Annotated in this window: 18 protein-coding genes and 1 pseudogene; 9 read left to right on the top strand and 10 right to left on the bottom strand. The window is 71.3% G+C overall.

What is annotated here, in order from left to right:
- Positions 1-415 precede the first annotated feature (415 nt).
- From AD017_RS29215 to AD017_RS29195, 4 genes and pseudogenes are all read left to right on the top strand, one after another.
- Positions 416-1,066: a TetR family transcriptional regulator gene (locus tag AD017_RS29215; protein WP_060576843.1), complete on the top strand. Its 651-nt coding sequence runs from the start codon at positions 416-418 to the stop codon at positions 1,064-1,066.
- The gene (locus AD017_RS29210; RefSeq protein ID WP_060576842.1) at positions 1,063-2,613 is read left to right on the top strand and encodes an FAD-dependent monooxygenase; all 1,551 of its coding nucleotides are present in this window, start codon (positions 1,063-1,065) and stop codon (positions 2,611-2,613) included. The genes AD017_RS29215 and AD017_RS29210 overlap by 4 nt, the downstream gene beginning before the upstream one ends.
- A 126-nt stretch (positions 2,614-2,739) precedes the next feature.
- A pseudogene (locus AD017_RS33800) lies at positions 2,740-4,169 on the top strand (alkyl/aryl-sulfatase); the annotation flags it as partial.
- Between the two features lie 192 nt (positions 4,170-4,361).
- Entirely contained in the window at positions 4,362-5,606 is a 1,245-nt protein-coding gene (locus tag AD017_RS29195; RefSeq protein WP_227012914.1) for an erythromycin esterase family protein, read from the top strand.
- 318 nt (positions 5,607-5,924) lie between these two features.
- Here AD017_RS29195 and AD017_RS29190 read toward each other — a convergent pair whose 3' ends face one another.
- From AD017_RS29190 to AD017_RS29165, 6 genes are all read right to left on the bottom strand, one after another.
- Complete coding sequence (locus AD017_RS29190) at positions 5,925-6,449, bottom strand: hypothetical protein (protein ID WP_145986097.1); 525 nt, start codon at positions 6,447-6,449, stop codon at positions 5,925-5,927.
- A gap of 214 nt (positions 6,450-6,663) precedes the next feature.
- On the bottom strand, positions 6,664-7,308 hold the full coding sequence (locus AD017_RS29185) for a dihydrofolate reductase family protein (protein WP_060576834.1): 645 nt from the start codon (positions 7,306-7,308) through the stop codon (positions 6,664-6,666).
- A 751-nt stretch (positions 7,309-8,059) separates the two neighbouring features.
- Positions 8,060-8,866 carry an alpha/beta hydrolase gene (locus AD017_RS29180; protein ID WP_060576833.1) on the bottom strand — a complete coding sequence of 269 codons (807 nt, stop codon included), beginning with the start codon at positions 8,864-8,866 and terminating at the stop codon, positions 8,060-8,062.
- A 59-nt stretch (positions 8,867-8,925) separates the two neighbouring features.
- A complete protein-coding gene (locus tag AD017_RS29175) occupies positions 8,926-11,325 on the bottom strand; it encodes a S9 family peptidase (RefSeq protein ID WP_227012913.1) in 2,400 nt (799 codons plus the stop codon).
- Positions 11,322-12,743, bottom strand: coding sequence for an aminopeptidase P family protein (locus AD017_RS29170; protein ID WP_060576831.1), 1,422 nt, complete (start codon positions 12,741-12,743; stop codon positions 11,322-11,324). Before AD017_RS29170 ends, AD017_RS29175 begins: the two co-directional genes overlap by 4 nt.
- Positions 12,744-12,832: 89 nt before the next feature.
- Positions 12,833-13,639 (bottom strand): alpha/beta fold hydrolase, encoded by an 807-nt coding sequence (locus AD017_RS29165; protein ID WP_060576829.1) that lies wholly within the window; start codon positions 13,637-13,639, stop codon positions 12,833-12,835.
- 139 nt (positions 13,640-13,778) lie between these two features.
- Between AD017_RS29165 and AD017_RS29160 the strand changes: the two genes are divergently transcribed.
- Positions 13,779-14,474: a GntR family transcriptional regulator gene (locus AD017_RS29160; protein WP_060576825.1), complete on the top strand. Its 696-nt coding sequence runs from the start codon at positions 13,779-13,781 to the stop codon at positions 14,472-14,474.
- A 70-nt stretch (positions 14,475-14,544) separates the two neighbouring features.
- The gene (locus AD017_RS29155; RefSeq protein ID WP_145984137.1) at positions 14,545-15,330 is read left to right on the top strand and encodes an alpha/beta fold hydrolase; all 786 of its coding nucleotides are present in this window, start codon (positions 14,545-14,547) and stop codon (positions 15,328-15,330) included.
- A 37-nt stretch (positions 15,331-15,367) separates the two neighbouring features.
- On the opposite strand, the gene AD017_RS34800 is transcribed toward AD017_RS29155, so the two are convergent.
- The 3 genes from AD017_RS34800 to AD017_RS29145 form a co-directional block, all read right to left on the bottom strand.
- The gene (locus AD017_RS34800) at positions 15,368-15,616 is read right to left on the bottom strand and encodes a helix-turn-helix transcriptional regulator (RefSeq protein WP_060576824.1); all 249 of its coding nucleotides are present in this window, start codon (positions 15,614-15,616) and stop codon (positions 15,368-15,370) included.
- Positions 15,617-15,639: 23 nt separating this feature from the next.
- Positions 15,640-15,762 carry a hypothetical protein gene (locus tag AD017_RS37125; protein ID WP_255389537.1) on the bottom strand — a complete coding sequence of 41 codons (123 nt, stop codon included), beginning with the start codon at positions 15,760-15,762 and terminating at the stop codon, positions 15,640-15,642.
- A 127-nt stretch (positions 15,763-15,889) separates the two neighbouring features.
- Complete coding sequence (locus tag AD017_RS29145) at positions 15,890-16,831, bottom strand: IS481 family transposase (RefSeq protein ID WP_060576823.1); 942 nt, start codon at positions 16,829-16,831, stop codon at positions 15,890-15,892.
- 617 nt (positions 16,832-17,448) lie between these two features.
- On the opposite strand from AD017_RS29145, the gene AD017_RS35575 reads away from it, so the two are divergent.
- Positions 17,449-17,814 carry a hypothetical protein gene (locus AD017_RS35575; protein ID WP_060576822.1) on the top strand — a complete coding sequence of 122 codons (366 nt, stop codon included), beginning with the start codon at positions 17,449-17,451 and terminating at the stop codon, positions 17,812-17,814.
- 60 nt (positions 17,815-17,874) lie between these two features.
- On the opposite strand, the gene AD017_RS29135 is transcribed toward AD017_RS35575, so the two are convergent.
- The gene (locus tag AD017_RS29135) at positions 17,875-19,173 is read right to left on the bottom strand and encodes an MFS transporter (protein WP_227013395.1); all 1,299 of its coding nucleotides are present in this window, start codon (positions 19,171-19,173) and stop codon (positions 17,875-17,877) included.
- Positions 19,174-19,489: 316 nt separating this feature from the next.
- Here AD017_RS29135 and AD017_RS29130 point away from each other — a divergent pair, with 316 nt between their 5' ends.
- Together AD017_RS29130 and AD017_RS29125 are read left to right on the top strand one after the other, a co-directional pair.
- A complete protein-coding gene (locus tag AD017_RS29130; protein ID WP_060576820.1) occupies positions 19,490-20,557 on the top strand; it encodes an extradiol ring-cleavage dioxygenase in 1,068 nt (355 codons plus the stop codon).
- A gap of 54 nt (positions 20,558-20,611) precedes the next feature.
- Complete coding sequence (locus AD017_RS29125; RefSeq protein WP_060576819.1) at positions 20,612-21,586, top strand: alpha/beta fold hydrolase; 975 nt, start codon at positions 20,612-20,614, stop codon at positions 21,584-21,586.
- Positions 21,587-21,589 lie beyond the last annotated feature (3 nt).

The raw sequence follows: 21,589 nt of genomic DNA, 5'->3' as shown, positions 1-21,589 counted from the left end.
GGTGTGTTCTATGTGGACGTTAGCGAGGCCGGCCGATGTGGGGCTTCTCGAATCCTGATCGATGCCGGGTAACGCGGGGGCACCGTGCGGTTCGGGCGCGAGTTGCGCACGGTGCTGGTGGGTTGTGGTCACGGTCGGTCGCCGGCGGCGAGATCGTGGTGGTCCGTCGGAGCTGAGACCTGGTCGTGCGAGTTCTCCGATGCGCGGGGTCTCTGGATGGCCGCCCGCGGCGCGGTCCTGCGCCGTCGAGTATCTGGCCGGGAGTTCGCCGCGTTGACGGTCGGAGTGCTGTCTCGAGGTGCGACCGGTCGGCGTCGGCGCAGGGCGCGTGCGGATCGGGCTGTCCGACGGATATCACCCTTATTTGCCGTTATGGCAATCTTGCCGACCCGGCATTTTCCTGTAAGGTGGGGCCGTGAGCACGACACCGAAGCCGGGACTGCGGGAGCAGAAGAAGCGTGAGACCCGGGACGCGTTGAGCCTGGCCGCGGTCGAGCTGGTCACCGAGCGGGGGTGGTCGGCGGTGACGGTCGAGGACATCGCGGCGCGGGCACGCGTGTCCCCGCGCACTTTCCGGAACTACTTCCCGAGTAAGGCTGCGGCGATCTCGGGGCGGCACGTGGATCGGATGTTGCGGGTGGCCGAGACGTTGGCCGGCCTCGCGGCGGGCTCTTCGCTGCGTGCGGCGCTGATCGATGCAGTGGTGGCCGAGTTCGCGCCCGGCGACACGGACCGGTCGGTGCCGGATCCCGAGCGTGCTGCGGCCGTGCGGGTGATGCTGGCCGAGCCTGCCCTGCAGGGAGAGCTGGCGCGGGCGAGTGCGGCGGCACGAGACGAGCTCGCGTCCGCGGTCGCGGCGCTGACCGGGACCGATGCGGTGCGCGACACCTACCCGCAGCTGGTCGCTGCGGCCGTCGAGGCCGCGGTGGACGTCACGATCACGCACTGTCTGGGCGGGGTGCGTCCGGTCCCGATGGGTCCGGTGCTGCGCGACGCCCTCGAACGGCTCACCGCGGGACTCGCTGAACCGGCCGCCCGCCCCACCGACCCTGAGGGGACGTCATGATCGAGGTTGTCGTCGTCGGCGCAGGGCCGAACGGGCTGATGCTGGCCTGCGAGCTCGCTCTGGCGGGCTGTCGGCCGGTCGTGCTGGAGAAGGCGCCCGGCCCGGACCCGGTGCCCAAGGCCAACGGACTGGTCGGGCAGGTCGTCACGGTGCTCGAACGGCGCGGGCTGATCGCTCGTCTGACCGGGGATTCTCGGCCGGTGCCGCCGGCGCCCGGCTACACCTTCGCGGGGTTGGCGCTGGAGCTGGGTCGGCTCACCGACCACCCGTTGCGGGTCGTCCCGGTGCCTCAGCCCCACATCGTCGAGGTGTTGGCCGAGCGGGCCGTCGAGCTCGGTGTCGAGATCCGTTGGGGGCACGGGCTGGTCGATCTGCGGCCCGGTCTCGACGAGGTGCGGCTCGATGTCGAAGGTCCCGACGGGGGTTATCAGCTCTCCGCGGGGTATGTGGTGGGGGCCGATGGTGGGCACAGCACCGTGCGCAAGCGCAGCGGGATCGCCTTCCCGGGGGTCGGGCAGGACCGCTCCACCTCGGCCCTGGGTGCGGTCCGGGTCGATCCGGGTGATCTGGATCCGGTCACCGGTGGGCTGGTGGTGCCCGGCTTCGGAACGCTGGAGCCCTTCGTCGGGGTGCGGACCGATCGCGGCGGGGTGAGCTGGGCGCCGTTGCCCGACCGGGCGCCGCTGCTGTCGGCCACCGAGTGGGACCGACCGCGCGCCGAGGGCTCGATGACTCTCGACGAGCTGCGGGAGCGCGTGGCGCGGGTGCTCGGGACGCAGGTGGCGTTCGACGCGCCGGAGGGCCCGGGCCCGCATCCTCTGCGCCGGATCGAGGGCGGTCAGAATCGGCACGCGGAGCGGTTCCGTGCCGGGCGGGTTCTCCTGCTCGGCGACGCCGCGCACGTCGACACCGCGGGTGGGCAGGGGCTCAACCTGGGGATGCAGGATGCGGTGAACCTCGGCTGGAAGCTCGCGGCCGTCGTCGCCGGGGACATGCCCGAACAGCTGCTGGACTCCTATGACGCCGAGCGGCGGCCCGCCGCCCGCCGGGTCCTGGTCTACGCGGGCTCGTTGAACGCGTTGCTGATGCCCGGACCGGAGGTCACCGCACTGCGCGAGCTGTTCACGGAGCTGCTCGCCGACGACGCCACGCTGCACCGGCTCGCCGCGCTCACTGCGGGTTCCGATCTGGCCTACGACATGGGGGCGGGGCCGGGTGCGCACCCGCTGGTCGGACGGTTGTTGACCGATCCGGGGCCGGATGCGCGGGCAGCGTTGGCTGCGGGACACCCGTTGCTGCTGGACCGCACCCCGGGCGGGGACGCTGCAGCGGTGCTCGAGGCGCTGACCGACCGGGTGCAGGTGCTGCGGTTGTCGCCTGAGGAAGAGCAGCCAGCGGCGGTGTTGGTGCGTCCCGATCAGTACGTGGCGTGGGCGGGTGACCCTGTCGGTGGCGCTGGGGATCTGCGTGCCGCGCTCCGTCGGTGGTTCGGCACGGCGGCGGCGGTCCGTGGCGCCGGCTCAACTGCGGCGGCGACCGCGCCCTGAACACGACGATCTACGCCGCCGCCAACACCTGGATGCGGGACTGGCCCAAGACACGTCGACTCGACATCGCTCGGCCCGGACGTGCTCGGCTCGACGCCGGACCGTCTACTGGGGGCGGCCCGGCGCTTCGGCGGCGCGCGGGGCGTGGTCGGTGACGTCGCGTCCGGGCGGGTGCCGATCCTGGCTCCCGACGGTTTCGTCGAGCACGCGGTGGCGGAGAACGTCTTCCCCGGGACGGCGATGGGCCGGCGTGCGGCCTACATGTACGGCGCCGCCCTCCCGGTCGGGCCGGCCGGTCAGCTGGGCGCCGGTCTCGGGATGACCACCTCCACCGGGACCGTGACCCTGGTTCCGCCGACCCGCGACGTCACCCGCACCGGGCAGGAGGAGAGCATCGACGGTGTCCGGATCGTCTTTCAGGTCACCCCCGGTGCGGAGGCGCCGGCGGAGATGAACTTCCTGTTCCCCGACCACCGGGCGGTGTGTATGGCCGAGAACGCCACCCATACCCTGCACAACCTGTTGACCCTGCGCGGCGCCGTGGTCCGCGACGCGCATGTCTGGGCCCGTTACCTGAGCGAGACCATCGAACTGTTCGTCGACTCCGTCTAGGTCGAGTTCGCCTCCCACCATTGGCCGACGTGGGGACCGGAGCAGATTGAGCAGTTGCTGGCCGAGCAGCGCGATCTGTATGCCTACCAGCATGACCAGACGTTGCGGCTGCTCAACCAGGGGCTGGTCGGGTCGGAGATCGCCAGACGCTCGAGATGCCCCCGGCACTCGATCGGGCGTGGCACACCCGCGGCTACTACGGTTCGATCAGCCACAACGTGAAGGCGATCTATCAGCGCTACATGGGCTGGTTCGACGGTAACCCGGCCCATCTGTGGGGCCATCCGCCGCAGCCGGCGGGCCGTCGCTACGTCGACGCCGTCGGTGGACCCGGCGCGCTGATGTCGGTCGCCCGGCGCGCCTATGAGCAGGGCGACTACCGTTGGGTCGCTGAACTGGTCGGGCACCTGGTCTTCGCCGATCCCGGCCACCGTGACGCCCGTGAGCTCCAGGCCTGTGCCTTCGACCAGCTCGCCTACGGTGCGGAGAACGGGACCTGGCGCAACTTCTACCTCACCGGCGCTCTCGAGCTTCGCGGCGCCCCGGTGGGCACACTGACGGTGGCAGCCTCTGCGGACATGATGGCTGCGCTCGTTGTGAGGCAGTTGTTCGACGGTGTCGCGATCCAGGTGGACGGGCCGCGAGCGTGGGATCTGCAGGTCGGCATCGACTGGACGGTCACCGGCCGGGACGCTCAGGACTCCTACTGGTGCAGGCTGACCAATGGGGCGCTCATCCACGGGCCTGGCGGGGCGCGTACGGCGCCCGACGCCCGGATTCAGATCGACCGAGGTGACCTTCCGGGGTTGTTGTCCGGTCGCTGCGAGCCGAGCGAGATGGTGAGTTCCGGGAGCATGGTCGTGGACGGCGACGAGCAGGCTCTCGGTCGGCTTCTGGGCGTGCTCGACCCTCCCGACCCGGGGTTCGCGATTGTCACGCCATAGCGGGCAGGCCTCGGAGCTTCGTCGAGCCGGCAGGCAGCCGCGGGTATCTCCGATCTCGAGCGGCAAACGACTGGAACCTCGGGCATCTGTGTCCGCGGCGAGTCGAGGATCGATCGGTTTCGAGATCCGAGGCCGCGTGTCCGAGCCCGAAATCGTTCGACGCCGTCCAGCTGGAAAGAGAGCATGACGTGGATGGACATGCTGCCCGGTCTGCCCGACTCCGTGCGCTGGATGGCTCCCGACGACCCGGCCGCGCTGGCCGAGGTGGTCGGCGACGCCCGCGTCGTGGCGATCGGGGAGAACAATCACGGCGTCCAGGAGTTCGGTGCGCTGCGCGCACGGCTCGTACAGTCTCTAGTTCGCGAGTTCGGCTTCGGCGTCGTCGCGCTCGAGTCCGGGTTCGCCGAGGGGGCTCTGGTCGACGCCTGGCTGCGCGCCGGTGGTGGTGAGCACGACGTCGAGCATCTCGCCCGTGACGGTTTCACCTTCCGCGCCGGCGACTCTGCCGAGGTCCAGGAGTTGCTGCGCGATCTACGCGAGCACAACCGCGCTGGCGGCGTGGTGCGCTTCGTCGGCCTTGACCTGCCCGGCTCGGGTGGCTCCCCCGACCCGGCGCTGCGCGCGGTCCGCGAGCACCTGGCGGTGTGGGCCCCGCACGCGGTGTCCCTGGTCGACTCCGCGCTCGCGGCGACCCGTCACTACACCTCGGACAACAACGGGCGAGCTCCGCAACGTTACGGGCAGCTCGACGCCGCTACGCGCGACCACGCCACCGCGACATTGGCCCGCCTGCTGCAGAGCGTCGAGACTCTTGGTCTCGCCCGCGAGCACCGCATCGCCCAGCACCATGCCCGCGCAGCGTTGCGCCTCGATGAGCAGCTACGCGAGTTCGCGGTGCTGTTCGCACCCGACCCACCGGCGCGCGTCGTGTCCTCACGCGATGTCTACATGGCCGAGACCGTGCGGCTGATCCGCGAGCTGGCAGGTGATGAGGAGCGTGTCGTCGCCCTCGCCCACAACGGCCATCTTCAGCGAGTCCCGTTCACCTTCCTGCCCGGCGTCACCGCGCCCTCGGCCGGGACCTATCTTGCCGATGAACTCGGCGAGGACTATGTCGTGATCGGTCTGACCGCGCTCGGAGGCACCACTACCGGCCTCGCGCTCGACAGCACTCAGCGCCACGGCATAGCCCTGCACACCGAACCGCTACCGGATCAGGCGCCCGGCAGCATCGAGCGCGCGGTGGTCGACGCCGGACACGGCGAACGGCCGGTGTTGCTCGACTTGCGGACGGCGCGTGGCGCGACCGGGCCCACCGCCATCCGGCACGCCACCGCCCATATCGCCGTCGACGTCCTCGCCGGTTACGACGCCCTCTACTGTCTGCCCCAGCAACATCCGGCAGACTTTGTGCCTTCTATGCAGGCACGCCAATAGCCAATAGCCAAGATTACCCGAAGACCAACTGGCGCGTCTGTCTGGACACCGTTCGACGACGTGGGCAGCGATGTGGTCAGATCGGAAGTGCCGATCGACCCGGCGCTGATCGTGTTCATCTTCAGGGTCGAGGGCTCGACGAAGACAGAACGTTCTGCTGCTGAAGATGTCGCCGTTCAGCGGGCTCGGCCACGGACTCTCACGGGGTCGCGATGCGGGCGGTGTGACCACCCACAGTTGTGTCGATCCGAGACGGCTGCCTGACTTCACGGCGGACCTTGCGTCAGGTTGGGCTGTACGGCCCAGCGTTTGCCCAGGTCAGGAGATCTTCCCGAGGTAGACGCGGATGCTCTGATCGTCGAGGCAGCTGGTGACGGGCCCGCAAGGCTGGCGCTGGGGATCGTCGGCGATGCCCCCGGCGGCGCGCACTCCGTTCATGATCGCCCCGATGTCGTCCACCACGTACATCGGCACCACGGTCGGCTGTCGATGTCGACTGTGCAGGCCTGCCATCGGGTACAGCTCGTCGACTTGCCAGCCGTCGTCGTGGCTGCCGGACCTGAAGCTCGAGCCGAATGTGGCGCTGACGAAGGCCCGGGCACGAGCGGAGTCGGTGACCTCGAAGGTCAGGTAGCTCAGCCGACGGTGCCCGCAGGAATCGCCCTCGTGGATGGCGAAGGGCGGTCCCTGGACGTCCGTGCAGCTCGCGGACCGCCCGTGATCGGTCTCGACCGGGTCGTCGGCATGTCCGCCGGCGGATCGGATGCGGTCGACGGCAGAGTCGACACCGGTGACACCGTGGTTCAGGAACATCGTGTTGTGGCGCGGCCAGCCGTCCCGCACAGCCGCGGGCATCGCCGCGAGCGAGACGATGCTCTGCGGCGGTGACGCTTCCGCGATCGGCCGGTGATCCGTGATCGACGATCTCGTGCACCCGGCTGCTGGCTCCGACTCTGGCGCTGAGCTCACGTTCTACAGGACGAATTCGGGGGTGTGCGGTAGGGGTCGGCCAGCGGGACGCAGTTGGTCGAGCGCGCGAGCAAGCGCAATCGGTCGGTCAGCGTCTCCAGAGGAGGTGGTGGACCACCCCGCTGGGGCTCGGAACGACGTCGTGATGGAAGCGATCGTCGAGTTCGTCTGGGGATTGCCAAAGCCTGCTGCCCGAGCCGAGTTCTAGTGGGGAGACCACTACGTGCAGGGTGTCGACCAGGTCCGCCTCGAGGAAGGCGCGGATGGTCTGTGCGCCCCCGCCGAGGCGGACGTCCCGGCCGTCGGCTGCTGCACGGGCGTTGTCCAGGGCATTCTCGGGGGTGCCGTCGACGAAGTGGAACGTGGTGTCGGCGAGGGTGAAGGACGGGCGCGGGTGGTGGGTGAGCACGAAGACGGGGGTGTGGAAGGGCGGCTCGTCACCCCACCAGCCCTGCCACTCGTGGTCAGCCCACGGGCCGCGCTGCGGACTGAATTTGTTGCGCCCCATGATCTCGGCGCCGATGTTGTGGTGGAAGTCGCGGGCCAGGTGGTCGTCCAGCCCGCGTGAGCCGCCTGGCTCCTTGCGACCCGGAAAACTGGCGGTGGCGAAGGCCCACGAGGCCAGGATGACTGGATCGGCGTGGCCGAAGGGTCGCTGCAGGTTCTGGCCTTCCCCGGCGCCGTAGCCGTCGGTGGAGACGGTGAAGTTCTGGACCTTCAGTAGCTGTTGCATGGGTCTCCTTGTCGTTGCTGTCGCCATTGAGACCTGTGGCTGGGCTGAGACTCATCGGTGGCTTCGCAGGGGGCAATCCTGTCGTTGCACACGGACCGGTCGACGATCTTCGATCGGACAACCGCGCCCGTGTCTCGCAGGACCTACCGGTCCCTTCACGTCGTCCCGGAGTGCGCAGTGATGCAAGGCGCGGTGATCGGTGACCGAGAGTTCGGACCCTCGTCCGGGTGCGCCGGAACAGGGCCGGACGTCGGTTGGTGTCGGTCCATGCCGGGGTGACGGGGTCGCCGTTGCGGGCGAAGCGCGTCCACATGCAGATGGTTCGCGGCTGAGTCGTTCCTGGCTTGCGGTGAGCGCCTGTGGGGGCGGTGCGTCCGGCGTCGCGGGCACCTCGAACAAATTGCCGATCTCGGCGCCGTGGGTGGCGACATCATGGCCCGGACACGGTGTGGTGGCGCTTGTAGTCCCGGGCCGGACGGCGGTGTGCCGGACTCAGGAGATCCACCGCCCTCTGCAGACCAGCAGGAGTGAGATCGTAGGTGGCCGTCCAGTGCGGCGGTCGGTCACGACGCCAAGTACCAAGGCCAGGCAGGCGATGCAGCCAGCCGACGTTGACTACCGGGAACGACCACAAGGCGGCCTCGTCGGTCGGGACGAACTTCTCCCCCGCACCGCAAGTGCCACCGTGTCCGGGTGGTGCGCCGGTCATGATGTCGAGCTGGTGTTCACCCCGACCGCCGCCGAGCGCAGATCAGATGCCGGCAGCGCGGCGCGTGACGGCGCGGACCACCTCGATGGTCTCCTGGGGATGCGACAGGTGCACTGTGTGAAGTGAGCCGGGCCATATCGTGGCGACCGTCCTGAACGCCTCGGCGATGCGCCGGTGTGCGGCCAGGCCTGCGTCGGTCAGCTCGTTGCCTGGTGGGTAGTCCGCGCTGATGATCGCAGCCGGGATGTCGGGACGTAGACGTGTCTCGTCGAACGTCGCGGCGATGTCGCCCAGCCCCTTCGCGTAGTCGGCGAGGCGCGCCTTGTCGACCTGGAAGCTTCGCCTCATCGCCTCCGCCTGCGGCGGCCGCATCCGGTGGTTCTCGATCTCGGACTCGACCCAGGCCGCGGTGGCCTGGTCGACGGTGGCACGTGCGGCGGGATCGGTGACGGCCGCCGCGCCGTCCACCAGCGACTGCTCGACCTGGCGCGCGACCCCTTCGGCGTTCACCGGCGTGCCGTCCAGGACGACGATGCCTGCGACGTCGTCGGGGTGGTCGTGGGCCAGCAGGAGCGCGATCCCGCCCCCGAGGCTCTGTCCGACCACCACGACGGGGCCCATGCCGAGACGCCGGATGAGCGCATGCAGGTGCCGGGTGGCCCCGGCGATCGTGCCGTCGGTGCGTGACGAGCCCGTCCCCGGCCGGTCGTGGACGATCACCCGAGCTCCGGGGTCGTCCAGCAACGCCTCGATCAGCTCCGGGTAGAAGCCGTCGCAGGTGACGTTACCGCCCGGAATGAGCAGCACGGGCTGACCTGTCTCACCGTAGATGCGTACCTCGTCGTCCACCGTGCTCTCCTCCGTGTGTGCTGTTGCCTGTCGCGTCGACGGGGCCACGCCCGTCCCGTTCACTGGGGCATGTGTCGCTCGAACCACGAGGCCACCCTGGTCAGGAGATCCGCACGAGCGGCGGGGTGCCGTACGCCGTGGCCTTCTTCCGGGTAGACGACGAGCGCGGACGGCACGTCGTGCAGCCTCAGGGCGCCGTGGAACTCCTCGGCCTGGCCCGGCGGGGTGCACCGGTCGTGCGCTCCGGCGACGAGCAGGCACGGCGTCCGCACCCGGCTCGCGTACGTCACGGGGCTCCTGGTGCGCAGGTGGCTGTCCGCGTCCAGGGGGTCGGACTGCAGGAACTGCAGTCCCCATCTCGCGATGTTCGTCGTGAACGTCTGGCTGGTCCAGTCGGTGACCGGGGACATCGGCACGGCGGCCGCGATGCGCGTGTCCAGTGTGGGGAGCCACGCGGAGAGGAACCCACCGTAGCTGCCGCCGATGAGCCCGACCCGATCCGGGTCGGCGAGGCCGCGGGCGACGAGCGCGGTGATCCCGGCGAGCACGTCGTGCGCGTCGGCGCCGCCCATGTCGCCGACGACGCGCTCGGCGAAGGCCCGTCCGCGGCCGCTGCTGCCCCGCGGGTTCGGGCTCAGCACGGCGAAGCCGCGCGAGACGAGGAACGCCACCCAGGGGTAGGTCATGCCCTGGGTGGCGCGGAAACCCCAGACCGGTCCGCCGTGCAGGTTGACCACGAGTGCGAACGGGCCGTCGCCGTCCGGGGTGCAGAGGATGCCGTCGATCTCGAGTCCGTCCGGCGCCTCCCACTGCACCGCGGTGGCGGTTCCGGCGATCGAGCGGAGGTGGTCGATGCCGGCATGGCGGTGCTCGTACAGCAGGTGTTCCCGGCCGCTCGAGGTGCGCACGATCCGCTGCGGCTCGACGTAGCTCTCCTGGATGGTGAGCACGTCGTCGCCGGCGAAGGCCGCCGCCGGATGCATCGCCGCGCCGCCGAGGGAGCCCGCGCTCCGCACCACCTCCTCGACGGTCCACCGAGTCGTATCGACGGTGCCGGCGACGGACTCCAGACGCCGCAGGCCCGCGTACCCGAGCCGATGGGCGTCGATCCACCGCACGTCCGAGACGTCGGCGCCGAGCGTGTCCGGCATGTGGGTCTCGGCGGTGTGGACGTCGACGACGGTGAGCGCCCCGGCGGCGATGCCGCGGTCGCTGCACAGTGCCTGCACGACGGCGATCCGCCGGCCGTCGGGGGATCCGGCGGGCACGGCGAGCTGGACGTCGCTGGTGAGCAGGGTCCGGACGTCACCGGTGTCGAGGTCGAGATGGTCGAGCGTCGCGTTGTACCAGGCGTCCTCGTCCGGGGAGGTCGAGGCGATCGCGACCACGGCGTCCGATCCGGCCCAGTCGGCCTCCCAGACGTTCCACCGCTCGGGGCCGATCCGACGCAGCCCGCCGCTGTCGACGTCGACGGCCCATAGCGTCCGCCACGGGAGGTCGTCGGAGTCCGAGGTCACCCGGGGCAGCCAGGAGGCACGGTCGGGGTCGGGGCGTGCCGCGGTCGTCCCCGAGCCCGCCGCGGCGGCCCGGTCGGCTCCCTCGCCGGCCACCCCCAGCAGCAGCCGCCGACCGTCCGGTGACCAGCGCACGTACTCGACCGCGCCGGCCACCGCCGGCGCCGCCACGGCTTCGCCCAGGCCGGTCCGCAGCAGGGCGGCCTCTGCGGCACCGGGTGTCCGACGGTCGGTGAGGAAGGCGAGCGTGCGACCGTCCGGTGCGAACCGTGCGCCGTGCGCCGACCCGACGTCGGAGGTGAGTAGCTCGAGCGACCCGTCGCGCACCGCGAGGATCGCGGTCCTGGGGGATGCGTCGGGCCCGTCGAGCACCGTCGCGGTCACGACGACCTGTGTGCCGTCGGGCGACACCTCGAGGTCGCGGAGCGCACCGGGCCGGCCGTACGTCGGCCCGAGGAGGCGGTCGAGGTGCTGCGCGACCACCGCGTACAGCGGGGTGTCGCGGACGTCGGCGCCCATCCGCGCGTGCTGCGGCGGCCGCTGTTCGACGTCGGGCAGGCTCGTCTCGATCGCCGCCACCCGGTGCGCCGCCGCAAAGGCCGGGCCGATCCGCTCGAGCACGGCGGGGTCGCCGTGGACCGTGAGCGGATCGGCCGGTTCCTCGCCGCGCCGCCGGACCGCCGCCGCCCGCATCACCGCGACCCAGTCGCCGCGATACATCACGTCGGCGTGCGCGGGATCGCCCAGATCGACCTGGACACCGGTCACCGGGTCGAACGTCATCTGCCAACGGACCTGCTCCCCGTCGGGGCCGGCGTCGAGGACGTAGGCGATGCCGTAGGCGCGGTCGAGGTCGCGGCAGACCGCGAGCACGCTCGGTTCATCGAGCAGCTTCTCGCGCATGATCGCGACGTGCTCGGGGGACATGAACTCCGGTGTGCTCACGCCGCACCTCGCGCGTTGATCGAGGTGATCCACCGTTCGACATCGTCCGAGGACCGCGGTAGCGCCGCCGTGAGGTTTTCGTACCCGTCCTCGGTCACCACGACGTCGTCCTCGATCCGTACACCGATCCCGCGCAGGTGCCCTGGCACGTGCGCATCGTGCGGCGACAGGTACACGCCGGGCTCGACCGTGATGACGTGACCGGGCTCGAGCGGCGCCGTCATCCACTCGGCCGCGACCGCCGTGCAGTCGTGCAGGTCGACCCCGAGCATGTGGCCGATGCCGTGCGGCATCCACCGGACCGCCGCCTGCGCGTCGGTCAGTTCGCCGGCGACCTCGTCGGTGAGCACACCGAGGCGGCGCAGCCCCGCACCCACGACCTCGAGCGCGGCCGCATGCAGGTCACGCAGCGCCGCGCCCGGTCGGACGAGGGCGAGCGCCGCCTCCTGAGCGGCGAACACGACGTCGTAGACGGCTCGCTGCTCGAGGGTGAACGAGCCGGACACGGGGAACGTGCGAGTCACATCCGCCGCGTACCGCTCGGCCCCCTCGACACCGGCGTCGACCAGCACGAGGTCCTCAGCTCGTACCGCACCGTCGTTGCGCATCCAGTGCAGCACCGTGGCGTGGTCCCCGGCGCCGACGACAGAGTTGTAGGCGGGACCGTGCCCCACCGTGCGCGCGTGCCGGGCGAACACACCCTCCAGGTGCGCCTCACCGTGCGCGACGGCCGCCGGGAGCGCCGCGGCGAGCGCTGCGAACCCCGCGACGGTGTCGGCCGCGGTCTGTCGGAGGAGAGCGATCTCGTGGGTGTCCTTCATCAGCCGCATCCGCGCGATCGTGCGCGGGAGCTCGGCGCTCGCATCGCTGGTCGGGATGGCGGCGTCGACGTCGGCGTCGAGTCCGTGGATCGCCCGACCGGAGCGGGCGTCGGCGAGTACGCCGGGCAGCAGCGAGAGCGGGAGTACGGCCAGGCCGAGCTCGGCGGCGACGACCGGAGACGGCGTCGGTTGACCGGCCCAGAACGCGCCACGGTGACCGTCGATCAGCGACAGCGGATCGCCGAGCGCGGGACGTTCGTCGCGGTAGAGCGTGGACGCTCCCGATGGATCGACGACGAGCACGGACCCCGGCTCGTCGTCGCCGACCAGCCAGGTGAAGTCCGAGCCCGGCCGGAACGGATACAGCAGGTCGTTGCACCGGCGCTGCGGACGACCGCTGGGGACCACGAGCCACTCGGCGGGAAACGCGTCCGCGAGCTCGGCCCGCCGACGGGCCCTCGGCTCCGCGCCGGCCCACGGCAGCGCACCCGGCGGCGGGGGCGCCCATCCTCCGACGAGCAGTCGCAGCTGGGCGCGGGACATGCTCGGCCGCGCGGTGAGCAGCGCGTCGAGCTCGGCATCGGTGGGTTCGGACATGGGATGACCTCCGGTGGATGGTGTGACGACGCCGGCGGCGAGCGGCTCGGGGACGCCGCGGCGATGCCGCGCCGTCGGATCCGCGGCACTCACGCGCGGCTCGCGCTCTTGCGTACGACCGCGCGAATGACGTCGATCGTCTGCTCGGGCCGCTCGAGGTGGAGCCCGTGCGAGGTGCCAGACCACCGGGTGACCGGTACGCCGAGCGCCGCGGCGATCCGAGCGTGGACGGCCCGTGCCCGGTCGCCGATCCTGCCCGGCTCGTGGTCGGCGCTGACGACCGCCGCCGGGACGGCCCGGCGCAGGTCCGACGCGTCGAAGCCCGCCGCGCGCTCGGCAAGGCCCTCGAGCGCACGCGAGAGCTCGCGGATGTCGATGTCGGCGTTCGCCCGCGCCGCGTCGGCGTACGGGCCGGTCAGTCCTGTGTTCTCGACGGCACGCTCGATCACGGTGCGCATCCTGCGACGCAGGAGCCAGCGCACCGGGGGTAGACGGACGGCACGCGCTGTCCTGGCGTGCATGCCCTCGATCGTGCGGGCGAGCTCCGCGTCGCCGCACGGCATGGGATCGAGCAGTACGAGCCCGGCGACGTCGTCGGGGAAGTCCCGCGCGAAGTGCAGGGCCACGTCGCCGCCGAGGCTCTGCCCGACCACGACGACCGGCCCCAGCCCCAGTCGGTCCACCAGCGCGTGCAGGTCCTCGCTCGCGTCGGCGAGGGTCCCCGGCACCGACGAGATCCCCGTGCCCGGTCGGTCGTGCAGGATCACGCGCGCACCCGGGTCCGCGACGAGGGCCTCCGGGTAGCCGGGATAGAAGCCACGACAGCTGACGTGACCTCCGGGGAGCAGCAGCACCGGAGGACCGGAGCTGCCGTAGACCTGGGTGCTCTCGTTCATAGGACTGTGCGTCGCCCCCCGTAGCGCGAGGTGACGGATCGGGTCCGGGCCTCGCTCACCTGCAGATCGACGGCGCGAGGTGCGCCAAACTGTTCATCAATCGCTGACCTGTATTGTGGAACAATATGGAGGTGCAGACATGAGCGCAACCATCCACCGGGACGACGGCGCGGGAACCGCAGCGGAGCGCGTCGCCGCCGCGCTACGCGACGAGCTGCTCGACGGCGCACACCCGGTCGGCACCCGGTTCCGCGAGGAGAGCCTCGCGAAGCGGTTCGACGTCGCCCGGCACACGATCCGTGCCGCGCTGCGCCTGCTGGTCGACTCCCGTCTGGTCACCCACGAACGCCATCGCGGCGTCGGCGTGGCCCCGCTCAGCAGGAACCGCATCGACGAGCTCTTCGACTACCGCAAGGTGCTCGAACTCGGGGCGCTGCGGCTCGCCCAGGCCGCCGATGCGGACCTCTCGCAGGTCGAGGCCGCCGTCGAGCACCTGGAGGCGATCGCGGAACGCGGCACGCCGCCCGCGTGGCGCGAACTCACCATGGCGCACAGCGCGATCCACGAACGAATCGTCGCCACGTCCGGCAACCCACTGCTCATAGACAGCTACCGACGCTGCGAGGACGAGCTGCGTCTGCTGCTGACGTTCGTCCGCCCCGACTTCGACGCGGCGGCGATGGCGGCCCTGCACCGAACGCTGTTCCAGCGCCTGCGCGAGGGCGGCGAGCCCGCCGTCACCGCGCTCACCGACGACATCGACCAGACCGGTCGAGCAGCCCTGCTGCGCAGCCTCGCCCGATCCGAGGACGCGGCACGCATGCTGGGCCGCTGACACCCGCCACGAGCGCCCCGCGGCGCGTCGACTTCGGCCACACCGCTCGATCCCACGAACAGGAGTGCTGATGCACGAGACCGTCCACGTCCATGACGGCGATGGCCCCACGGTGTTGCTGCTGGCCGGAGGTGCCGCCTCCAGTCGCCACTTCTTCCCCGGCCTCGTCGAGGGACTGCGCGACGAGCCGGGCTGTCGAGTGATCGAGTACGACCGCCCGGGGACCGGGCTCTCCACCGAGAGCGGAACCTTCGCCGAGGCGTCGTCGCACCTGCACCGCCTGGTCACCGACCTGCAGACCGGCCCCGTCGTCGTCGTGGGCCAGAGCCTCGGTGGCGCCGCCGCCGCATCGCTCGCGCACGACCACCCCGACGACGTAGCCGGGCTCGTCCTCCTGGACCCCACCCCGATCAACGAACCCACCGTCGCCGCGCGGATGGAACGCGCCTACGGGACGGTCGCCGCCGCCGCCCGTCTCCCCGGCGTGCCGTTGCTGCTGAGGTACGCCACGCTCCGGTTCATCGACAGGTCGATTCGACGCCGTCCGTTCCGCCCCGACTGCGTCGATACGTATCGACGCCTCGCGGACACCGACCATCCCCAGCTGCGGCGGTCGCTACGCGGTCTCGCGCGTACGGCCGAGCGCTTCCGCGAGACCGACCTCCGCGCCGTGCCCACCGTCGTGGTAACCGCCGACCGCAAGGCCGGCAGGGTCAACGCCAGTCACCGGAGGCTGGCCGAAGGCTTCGGCGGGACACTCGCGACCTGGCCGGGCTCGACACACGCGATGCATCTCGAGTTCCCGGACCGGACACTGGCCACGGTCCGCGACATGGTCGCCCGCACCGCCCCCTGACACTCCACCCTGACCTCGGCCGCCCCGGCGGGGTTCCTCAGACCAGGTTCCGGCGGTACTGCCCCGGGGTCTCCCCCGCCAGCCGCGCGAACTGCCGGGTGAACGCCGACTGGTCATGGAACCCGCAGGCCAGCGCGATCCCGGCCAGCGACCGCTCCGGGTCGGCCAGCAACGCGCGGGCGTGGTCGATCCGGGCGCGCAGCACGAACTGGGTCGGGGCCAGGCCGAACACGCGACGCATCCGGCGTTCCAGCACCGACACCGAACAGCCGGCGGCCGCAGCCATCTCCTCGACGCACGGTGGCCGGTTCAGACGCTGCCCACCAGCTCGACGACCCGGCCAAGGGCCGGCATGGCGGGGTCGTCGGCGACCCTGCGGCCCAGGTCCTCGGACACGCGGACGACACCGAGCACCGCACCGTCCTCGGCCACCAGCGGCAGCTTGGTGGTGAGGTACCAGCCGGGGATTCCCGTCCCCCCCGCCGGATCAGCTCCAGCTCGTGGCGCAGCAGCCGCCCGGTGGCGAGCACCGCCGCGTCCTGCTCCTCGTACCGCTCGGCTAGATCTGTTGATCGGAGAGGTTGGTGACGCGGTCGGCGGGTGCGTGGCCGCGGATTCCGGTGTGGGGTCGGTGGAAGTTGTACCAGTCGAGCCAGTCGCCGAACGCGATCTGTCGTTCGGTCTCGGACCCATAGGGCTGGTGGTAGGCCCATTCGTCGAGCAGGGTGCGGTGGAAGCGCTCCACTTTTCCGTTGGTCTGCGGGCGCCAGGGCCGGGTGAATCGGCGCCCGACGTCGAGGTCGTGACAGGTCAGGCGCCAGGTGTTCTTGCGGTAGGACCAGGCGTTGTCGGTGAGGACCCGTTCGATGTGCACGCCGTGGCCGGTGAACCAGGCGTGCGCCCGGCGCAGGAACTCGGCGCAGGTCGCGGCCTTCTCGTCGGGCAGGGTCTCGGTGTAGGCCAGCCGGGAGTGGTCATCGAGGGCGGTGTGCAGGAACAGGTAGCCGCGGCCGCCGGCTCGGGCCTGGTTCGCCCGTCCCACGGCGCGGCCGTGGACGCGGTGCCCACCGCCGTCGGGGATCCGGCCGAGTTTCTTCACATCGACGTGGACGAGCTCACCAGGGCGGGCGCGTTCGTAGCGGCGGATCGGTTCGCCGGTGGCGCGGTCACACGCGGCCAGGCTCGGCCGGTGGTGGCGGCGCAGGATCTGCGCCACCGTCGAAGCGGCGACCGGCACCCGGTCGGCGATACGCAGCGGCCCGATCTTGTGGGCGTCACGCAGCCGCAGGACCTCCACCTCGACGACCCGGCTGGTGCGGCGGGGACTGTGGTGTGGCCGGCTGGAGCGGTCGCTCATGGCCTGCTCGCCGCCGTGGCGGTATCGGCCGGCCCAGCGCGCGGCGGTGGTGTGAGCGACCTGGAACCGCTCGGCGGCGCGACGCAGGTTCCAGCCCTGGTCGACGACACCCCGGGCCAGCCGCAGCCGGCCGGTCGGGGTCAGTGGGGCGCCTGCGGTGGATCACCAGAGGGCCTCCTCGGGTTCGGCGGTGTGTTGTGGTGATCCACACCGAACCCGGAGGCCCTCGCCCATTTCACGATCATCGATCGCGTGCCGGACCGTCACCAACGTGCCCGGACAGCACAGCTAGGGCGCGGCCCTGGGCTGATCGCCGTCTGCTCGGGTTGGGGGGCGTCTCACCGGCGCTCCGCCCCCCGGACGCGTGGCCGACGCTGATCTTCGGTGGTGGGCCAGGGTCTGGGGTCGGGTGAGGCTCGGCGGTGGGATCGTCCGCAGGTCAGCACACCGGCGGTGGGGTGCGCGGCGATGAACCCGTCCGACCCGGCCGGGTGAGACCGCCAGAACCCGACGGGGATGTAGCGGAGCCGGTCAGCCCGGCGCCGGCTGGGAGCACCGGTGCGGTCTCGCGGGGCGCGGGTCCCCCGCTGGGGCCCTCGCCGCGGGGCGGACCGGTTGTTCCTGTTCCTGGCCGGGGTCGTGGTCTCACACCGCCCGGGCCAGACCGAACCCCCGCCGCCCCCTGGGGGCCCCACCACCGCCGTGCTGAGGCAGAACCGCGTTCCCGCCGCCGAGCCTCGCCGACCCAGTGGAGGGCCACCATGACGATCACCAGCAGGAACACCAGCCCCGACACCGGCACCGGTGCCCGCCTCGGCGAGGTCCTGAACCTCGACCGGCTCCGGGAGTGCTCGACCCGGTTCGACGGCCTGGGCGTCCACATCGCGCCGGATCCGCACTGGATCCGGCTGGTCGTCGCCGACCACGACGGCGCGGTGGAGATGCGCTGGCTCGCAACGCAGTGGGCCACGCGCGCGGGGACGGCCGGGCTCTCGGTCACGTTGCACTCGGTCCACCCACTGGCCCGGGACGGCTGGCCGAGGAGCTGGGTGAGGACTGCGAGCTCACCGGCGACGAGGTCACCGTCGGGGTCTACTACCCCGACACGCTCGCCGACGATGCCCTGACCCGCGACATCCGGCTGCTCGTCGACCTCGACGACCTCGGTCCAGTGGTCGTGGTCCTGGTCAGCCACAGCCGGCGAGAATGGCGGCGAGCGCGGCACTCGCCGCCGCAATCACGAAGATCGTGGACACCGCTCCGGCACCGGACAGGACATCGCCCCCGATGTGGACGGTCATCGCCGAACCGACCGAGGCGACCACGGCGGTGCACAGCGACGTCCCGATCTGCCGCATGAGCGTGTTCACGCTGTTGGCCGTGGCGGTCTCCCCTTCCGGAGCCGCCTGCATGATCAGCAGCGGGAGCGCGGAGTAGGCCAGGGCGGCACCGGTCGCCCCGACCGCCGCCACCGCGACCAGCAGCCCCACCGATCCCGGTCGGGTCGCGATCCCGAGCGCACCGAGCGCGATCAGCGACGTGCCGACAACGAGGGTGACCCGGGCGCCGCGGCGGCGGGAGAGGACTGCCGACACCGTCGGGAAGATCATCATCGCGGCCCCGACCGGGATCAGCAGGACGCCCGCGAGCGCGGGCGAGAGGGCGAACCCGAAGCCGGTGGCCGGCGGGGCCTGCAGGATCTGGGTCGCGAGCATGAAGGGGACGAACATGGCGAATCCGGCCAGAACGGTGTACACGTTGGTGAGCAGCACCGCCCGGCGGGCCGAGACCGTCAGATCCACCAGTGGCGACGGCCGCGACAGCTCGTAACGCCCCCACAGAAGCAGCGCCACGACGGCACCCCCCAGCAGCCCGATCACCAGCGGGCTCCCCCACCCCCATTCGTGACCCTTCGAGATACCGAGCAGCAACGACGTCAGCGCCAGCGTCAACCCACCGGCCCCAATCAGGTCGAATCGGCCCCCGCTGCGCAGCGGCGACTCCGGCACGACGGCGGCAACGAGCAGCAACTGGACCACGGCGACGACGGCGCCCGCCGCGAAGAGCCAGCGCCAGCTGGCCCACTCGACGACCAGGCCGCTCACCGGCGGCCCCAATGCACCGCCGACCCCCAGCGACGAGCTGGTCAGCGCGACGCCGTGGCCGACCCGCTCCGGCGGGAGCACGTCCCGCATCAGGCTCATGCCGAGCGCGATCACAGCGAGCGAGGCCCCCTGAACCGCCCGCGCGGCGATAAGCACACCGATGTTCGGGGCAAGCGCGCCGATCACCGAGCCGACGACCACCAGCCCCAGCGAGACGACGAGCAGCCGGCGCTTGCCGAACATGTCACCGAGCCGACCCAGGACGGGGGCGGCGACCGCACCGGCGAGCAGAGTCGCGGTCACCAGCCAGGCGGCGGTCGACGGCGCCACACCCATGATCGACGGGAACAGTGGCAGCAGCGGCACGACGATGGTCTGCATGATCGAAACCTTCACACCGCAGGTGGCGAGGATCGCAATCGAGACGCCCGCGCGAACCCCATCGTTGTCATTGCTCATCGACACCCATCGTCGGGCAGATCCGGCTCCCGTCCCACAGGACGTTCCGGCCGCCGGGATGGCGCCGGGTCCGCTCGCGACGCCGCTTGCCGGCCCGTCCCAGTGGCCGGAACACCGGCTCGTCGGGGCCTCGGGCGTGACGGCACGGTTGAGTCCCGGTGAGCCCGTCGGTCGGGGTCACGGCCCGCACTCCCGCCACCCGTCCGTCGTGGCAGGTCCCGCAACGAGGAGGTTGCCCATGTCCCGGTCGCTCGGTCTCGGCCTCACCCACTACCCGCTGCTCGCGGGCACCGACGCCAACATGGCGAACCTCCTTCGGTGGACACTCGGTGACCCCGACATCCCCTCCGCCGAGAAGGACGTCTCCACCTGGTCGGAGCAGATGCGCGCCGAATGGTCCGACGACGGCGGTGCCGCCGCCGCGGCGGAGCACCGCGCCGCGCTGGTGGCCAACCTGGCGCAGTGCCGCAAGGCCCTCGACGACTTCGCCCCGGACGTCGTCGTCGTATGGGGCGACGACCAGTTCGAGAACTTTCGCGAGGAGGTCATTCCGCCGTTCTGCGTACTGGCCTACTCCGACCTGGAGGTCCACCCGTTCGGGACCCAGGCAGACCGCGGACTGCCGAACGCGTGGGGCCTGCCCTCCGACACGACCTTCGTCCTGCGCGGCGACGTGGACGGCGCCCGCCAGCTCACCGACGACCTGATCGGGGCCGGGTTCGACATGGCCTACTCCTACCGCAAGCGGGAGGAGTCGCACTTCCCGCACGCGATCCTCAACACGCAGATCTTCCTTGACTACGACAACGCGGGACGGGAGTTCCCGTACCGGATCCTGCCGATCACCGTGAACTGCTATGGCCAGCACGCGATCGCCCGGCGCGGCGGGCTGGCCCGCTTCGCCGAGATCGCCGACGAGCAGCTCGACCCGGTGGGCCCCACCCCAGCCCGGTGCATGGCACTCGGGGCCGCTGTGGCGCGGAGCATGGGCGCGACCGGCCGGCGGGTCGCCTACGTCGCCTCGTCGAGCTGGTCGCACGCGTTCCTCAACGACAAGGACTGGCACCTGCGCCCCGACACCGCAGCCGACCAACGCTTCTACGACGCGTTGGTCGCGGGTGACCGGACGCCGTGGGCCGAGGCCACCGGTCGCGAGATCGTCGATGCCGGGCAGCACGAGATGCTCAACTGGTTCTGCCTGCTCGGTGCGATGGACGAGTTGGGCCTGGCCCTGAGGTCGTCCGACATCGTCACCACCGAGATCTTCAACTCGAACAAGGTCTTCGCAGTCTTCGACGAGGACTGACCCGACCGACCCCGCTCACCACCGATCAGGAAACGATCAGAAAGAGGTGTCTTGATGGCGCTCACCGACGAGGGTCTCGTCCCGATCCCGGGAATGGCGAGCCGCTGGGTCCGCCTGGCCAGCGGCGCCCGTGCGCACTACATGACCGCCGGGGACCACGGGCCCGCCGTGGTTCTCCTGCACGGGGGGCTCCCGGGCTCGTCCGGAACCGCGGGCTGGCGGTTCATGGCGCCGTACCTGGGAGCCAACGGGTTCCGGGTCTACTGTCCGGACCAGCCCGGGTTCGGCCACGCCGACACCTCGCCCGAGCATCAGCCCGACGGGGTGCACAGCCACGTCGACTTCTTGCAGGAGTTCACCACCGCGCTGTGTCTGGACCGGTTCCACCTCGCGGGGAACTCGATGGGGTGCATGAACACTGTGAACTACGTCGTCGCCCACCCGGAGCGGGTGATCAGCTACGCGCTGATCGCGGGGGGCATCGGTGATCAGCTCCCGCCGTCGACGCCGCGACCGGAGGGCGGCATCGCGATCCCGCCGTACCAGGGCACGCGGGAGAGCATGCGCGAGCTGATGACCACCATCATCCACCGTGGTGAGGCCGTCACCGACGACGTCATCGAGATGCGCTACCTGGCCGCCGAACGCCAGCGCGAGGCGCACGCGCGGTACTGGCCGTCGCTGATGCAGTACGGCGGGCGAGTGCCCTGGGAGGACCCCGCGCTGGCGGCGCGGATGTCCACCCGCGGACGGCTCGACCGGCTCGGGATCCCCGCGGTTTACCTCTACGGCCGCCAGGACGTCCTCAACCCCGTCGAGTCGGGCTACCAGCAGGAGGACGTGCTGCCGGAGGTGCAGTTCTTCTACCCCGACGACTGCGGCCACCAGGGCCAGACCGACCGGCCCGACCTGTTCAACCCGCTGTTCCTCGAGTTCTTCCGGGACGGGAAGGTGACCCGGCAGACCGCCGACGCGGCGGGGATCTCCAAGCGGCGTCCCGAGCTGGCGCACCTCGTCGAGCAGGTGTGAGGC

The organism is Pseudonocardia sp. EC080619-01 (assembly GCF_001420995.1).
In the GTDB taxonomy this organism is placed as follows: domain Bacteria; phylum Actinomycetota; class Actinomycetes; order Mycobacteriales; family Pseudonocardiaceae; genus Pseudonocardia.
This window is presented reverse-complemented; position numbering and strand designations above follow the sequence as displayed.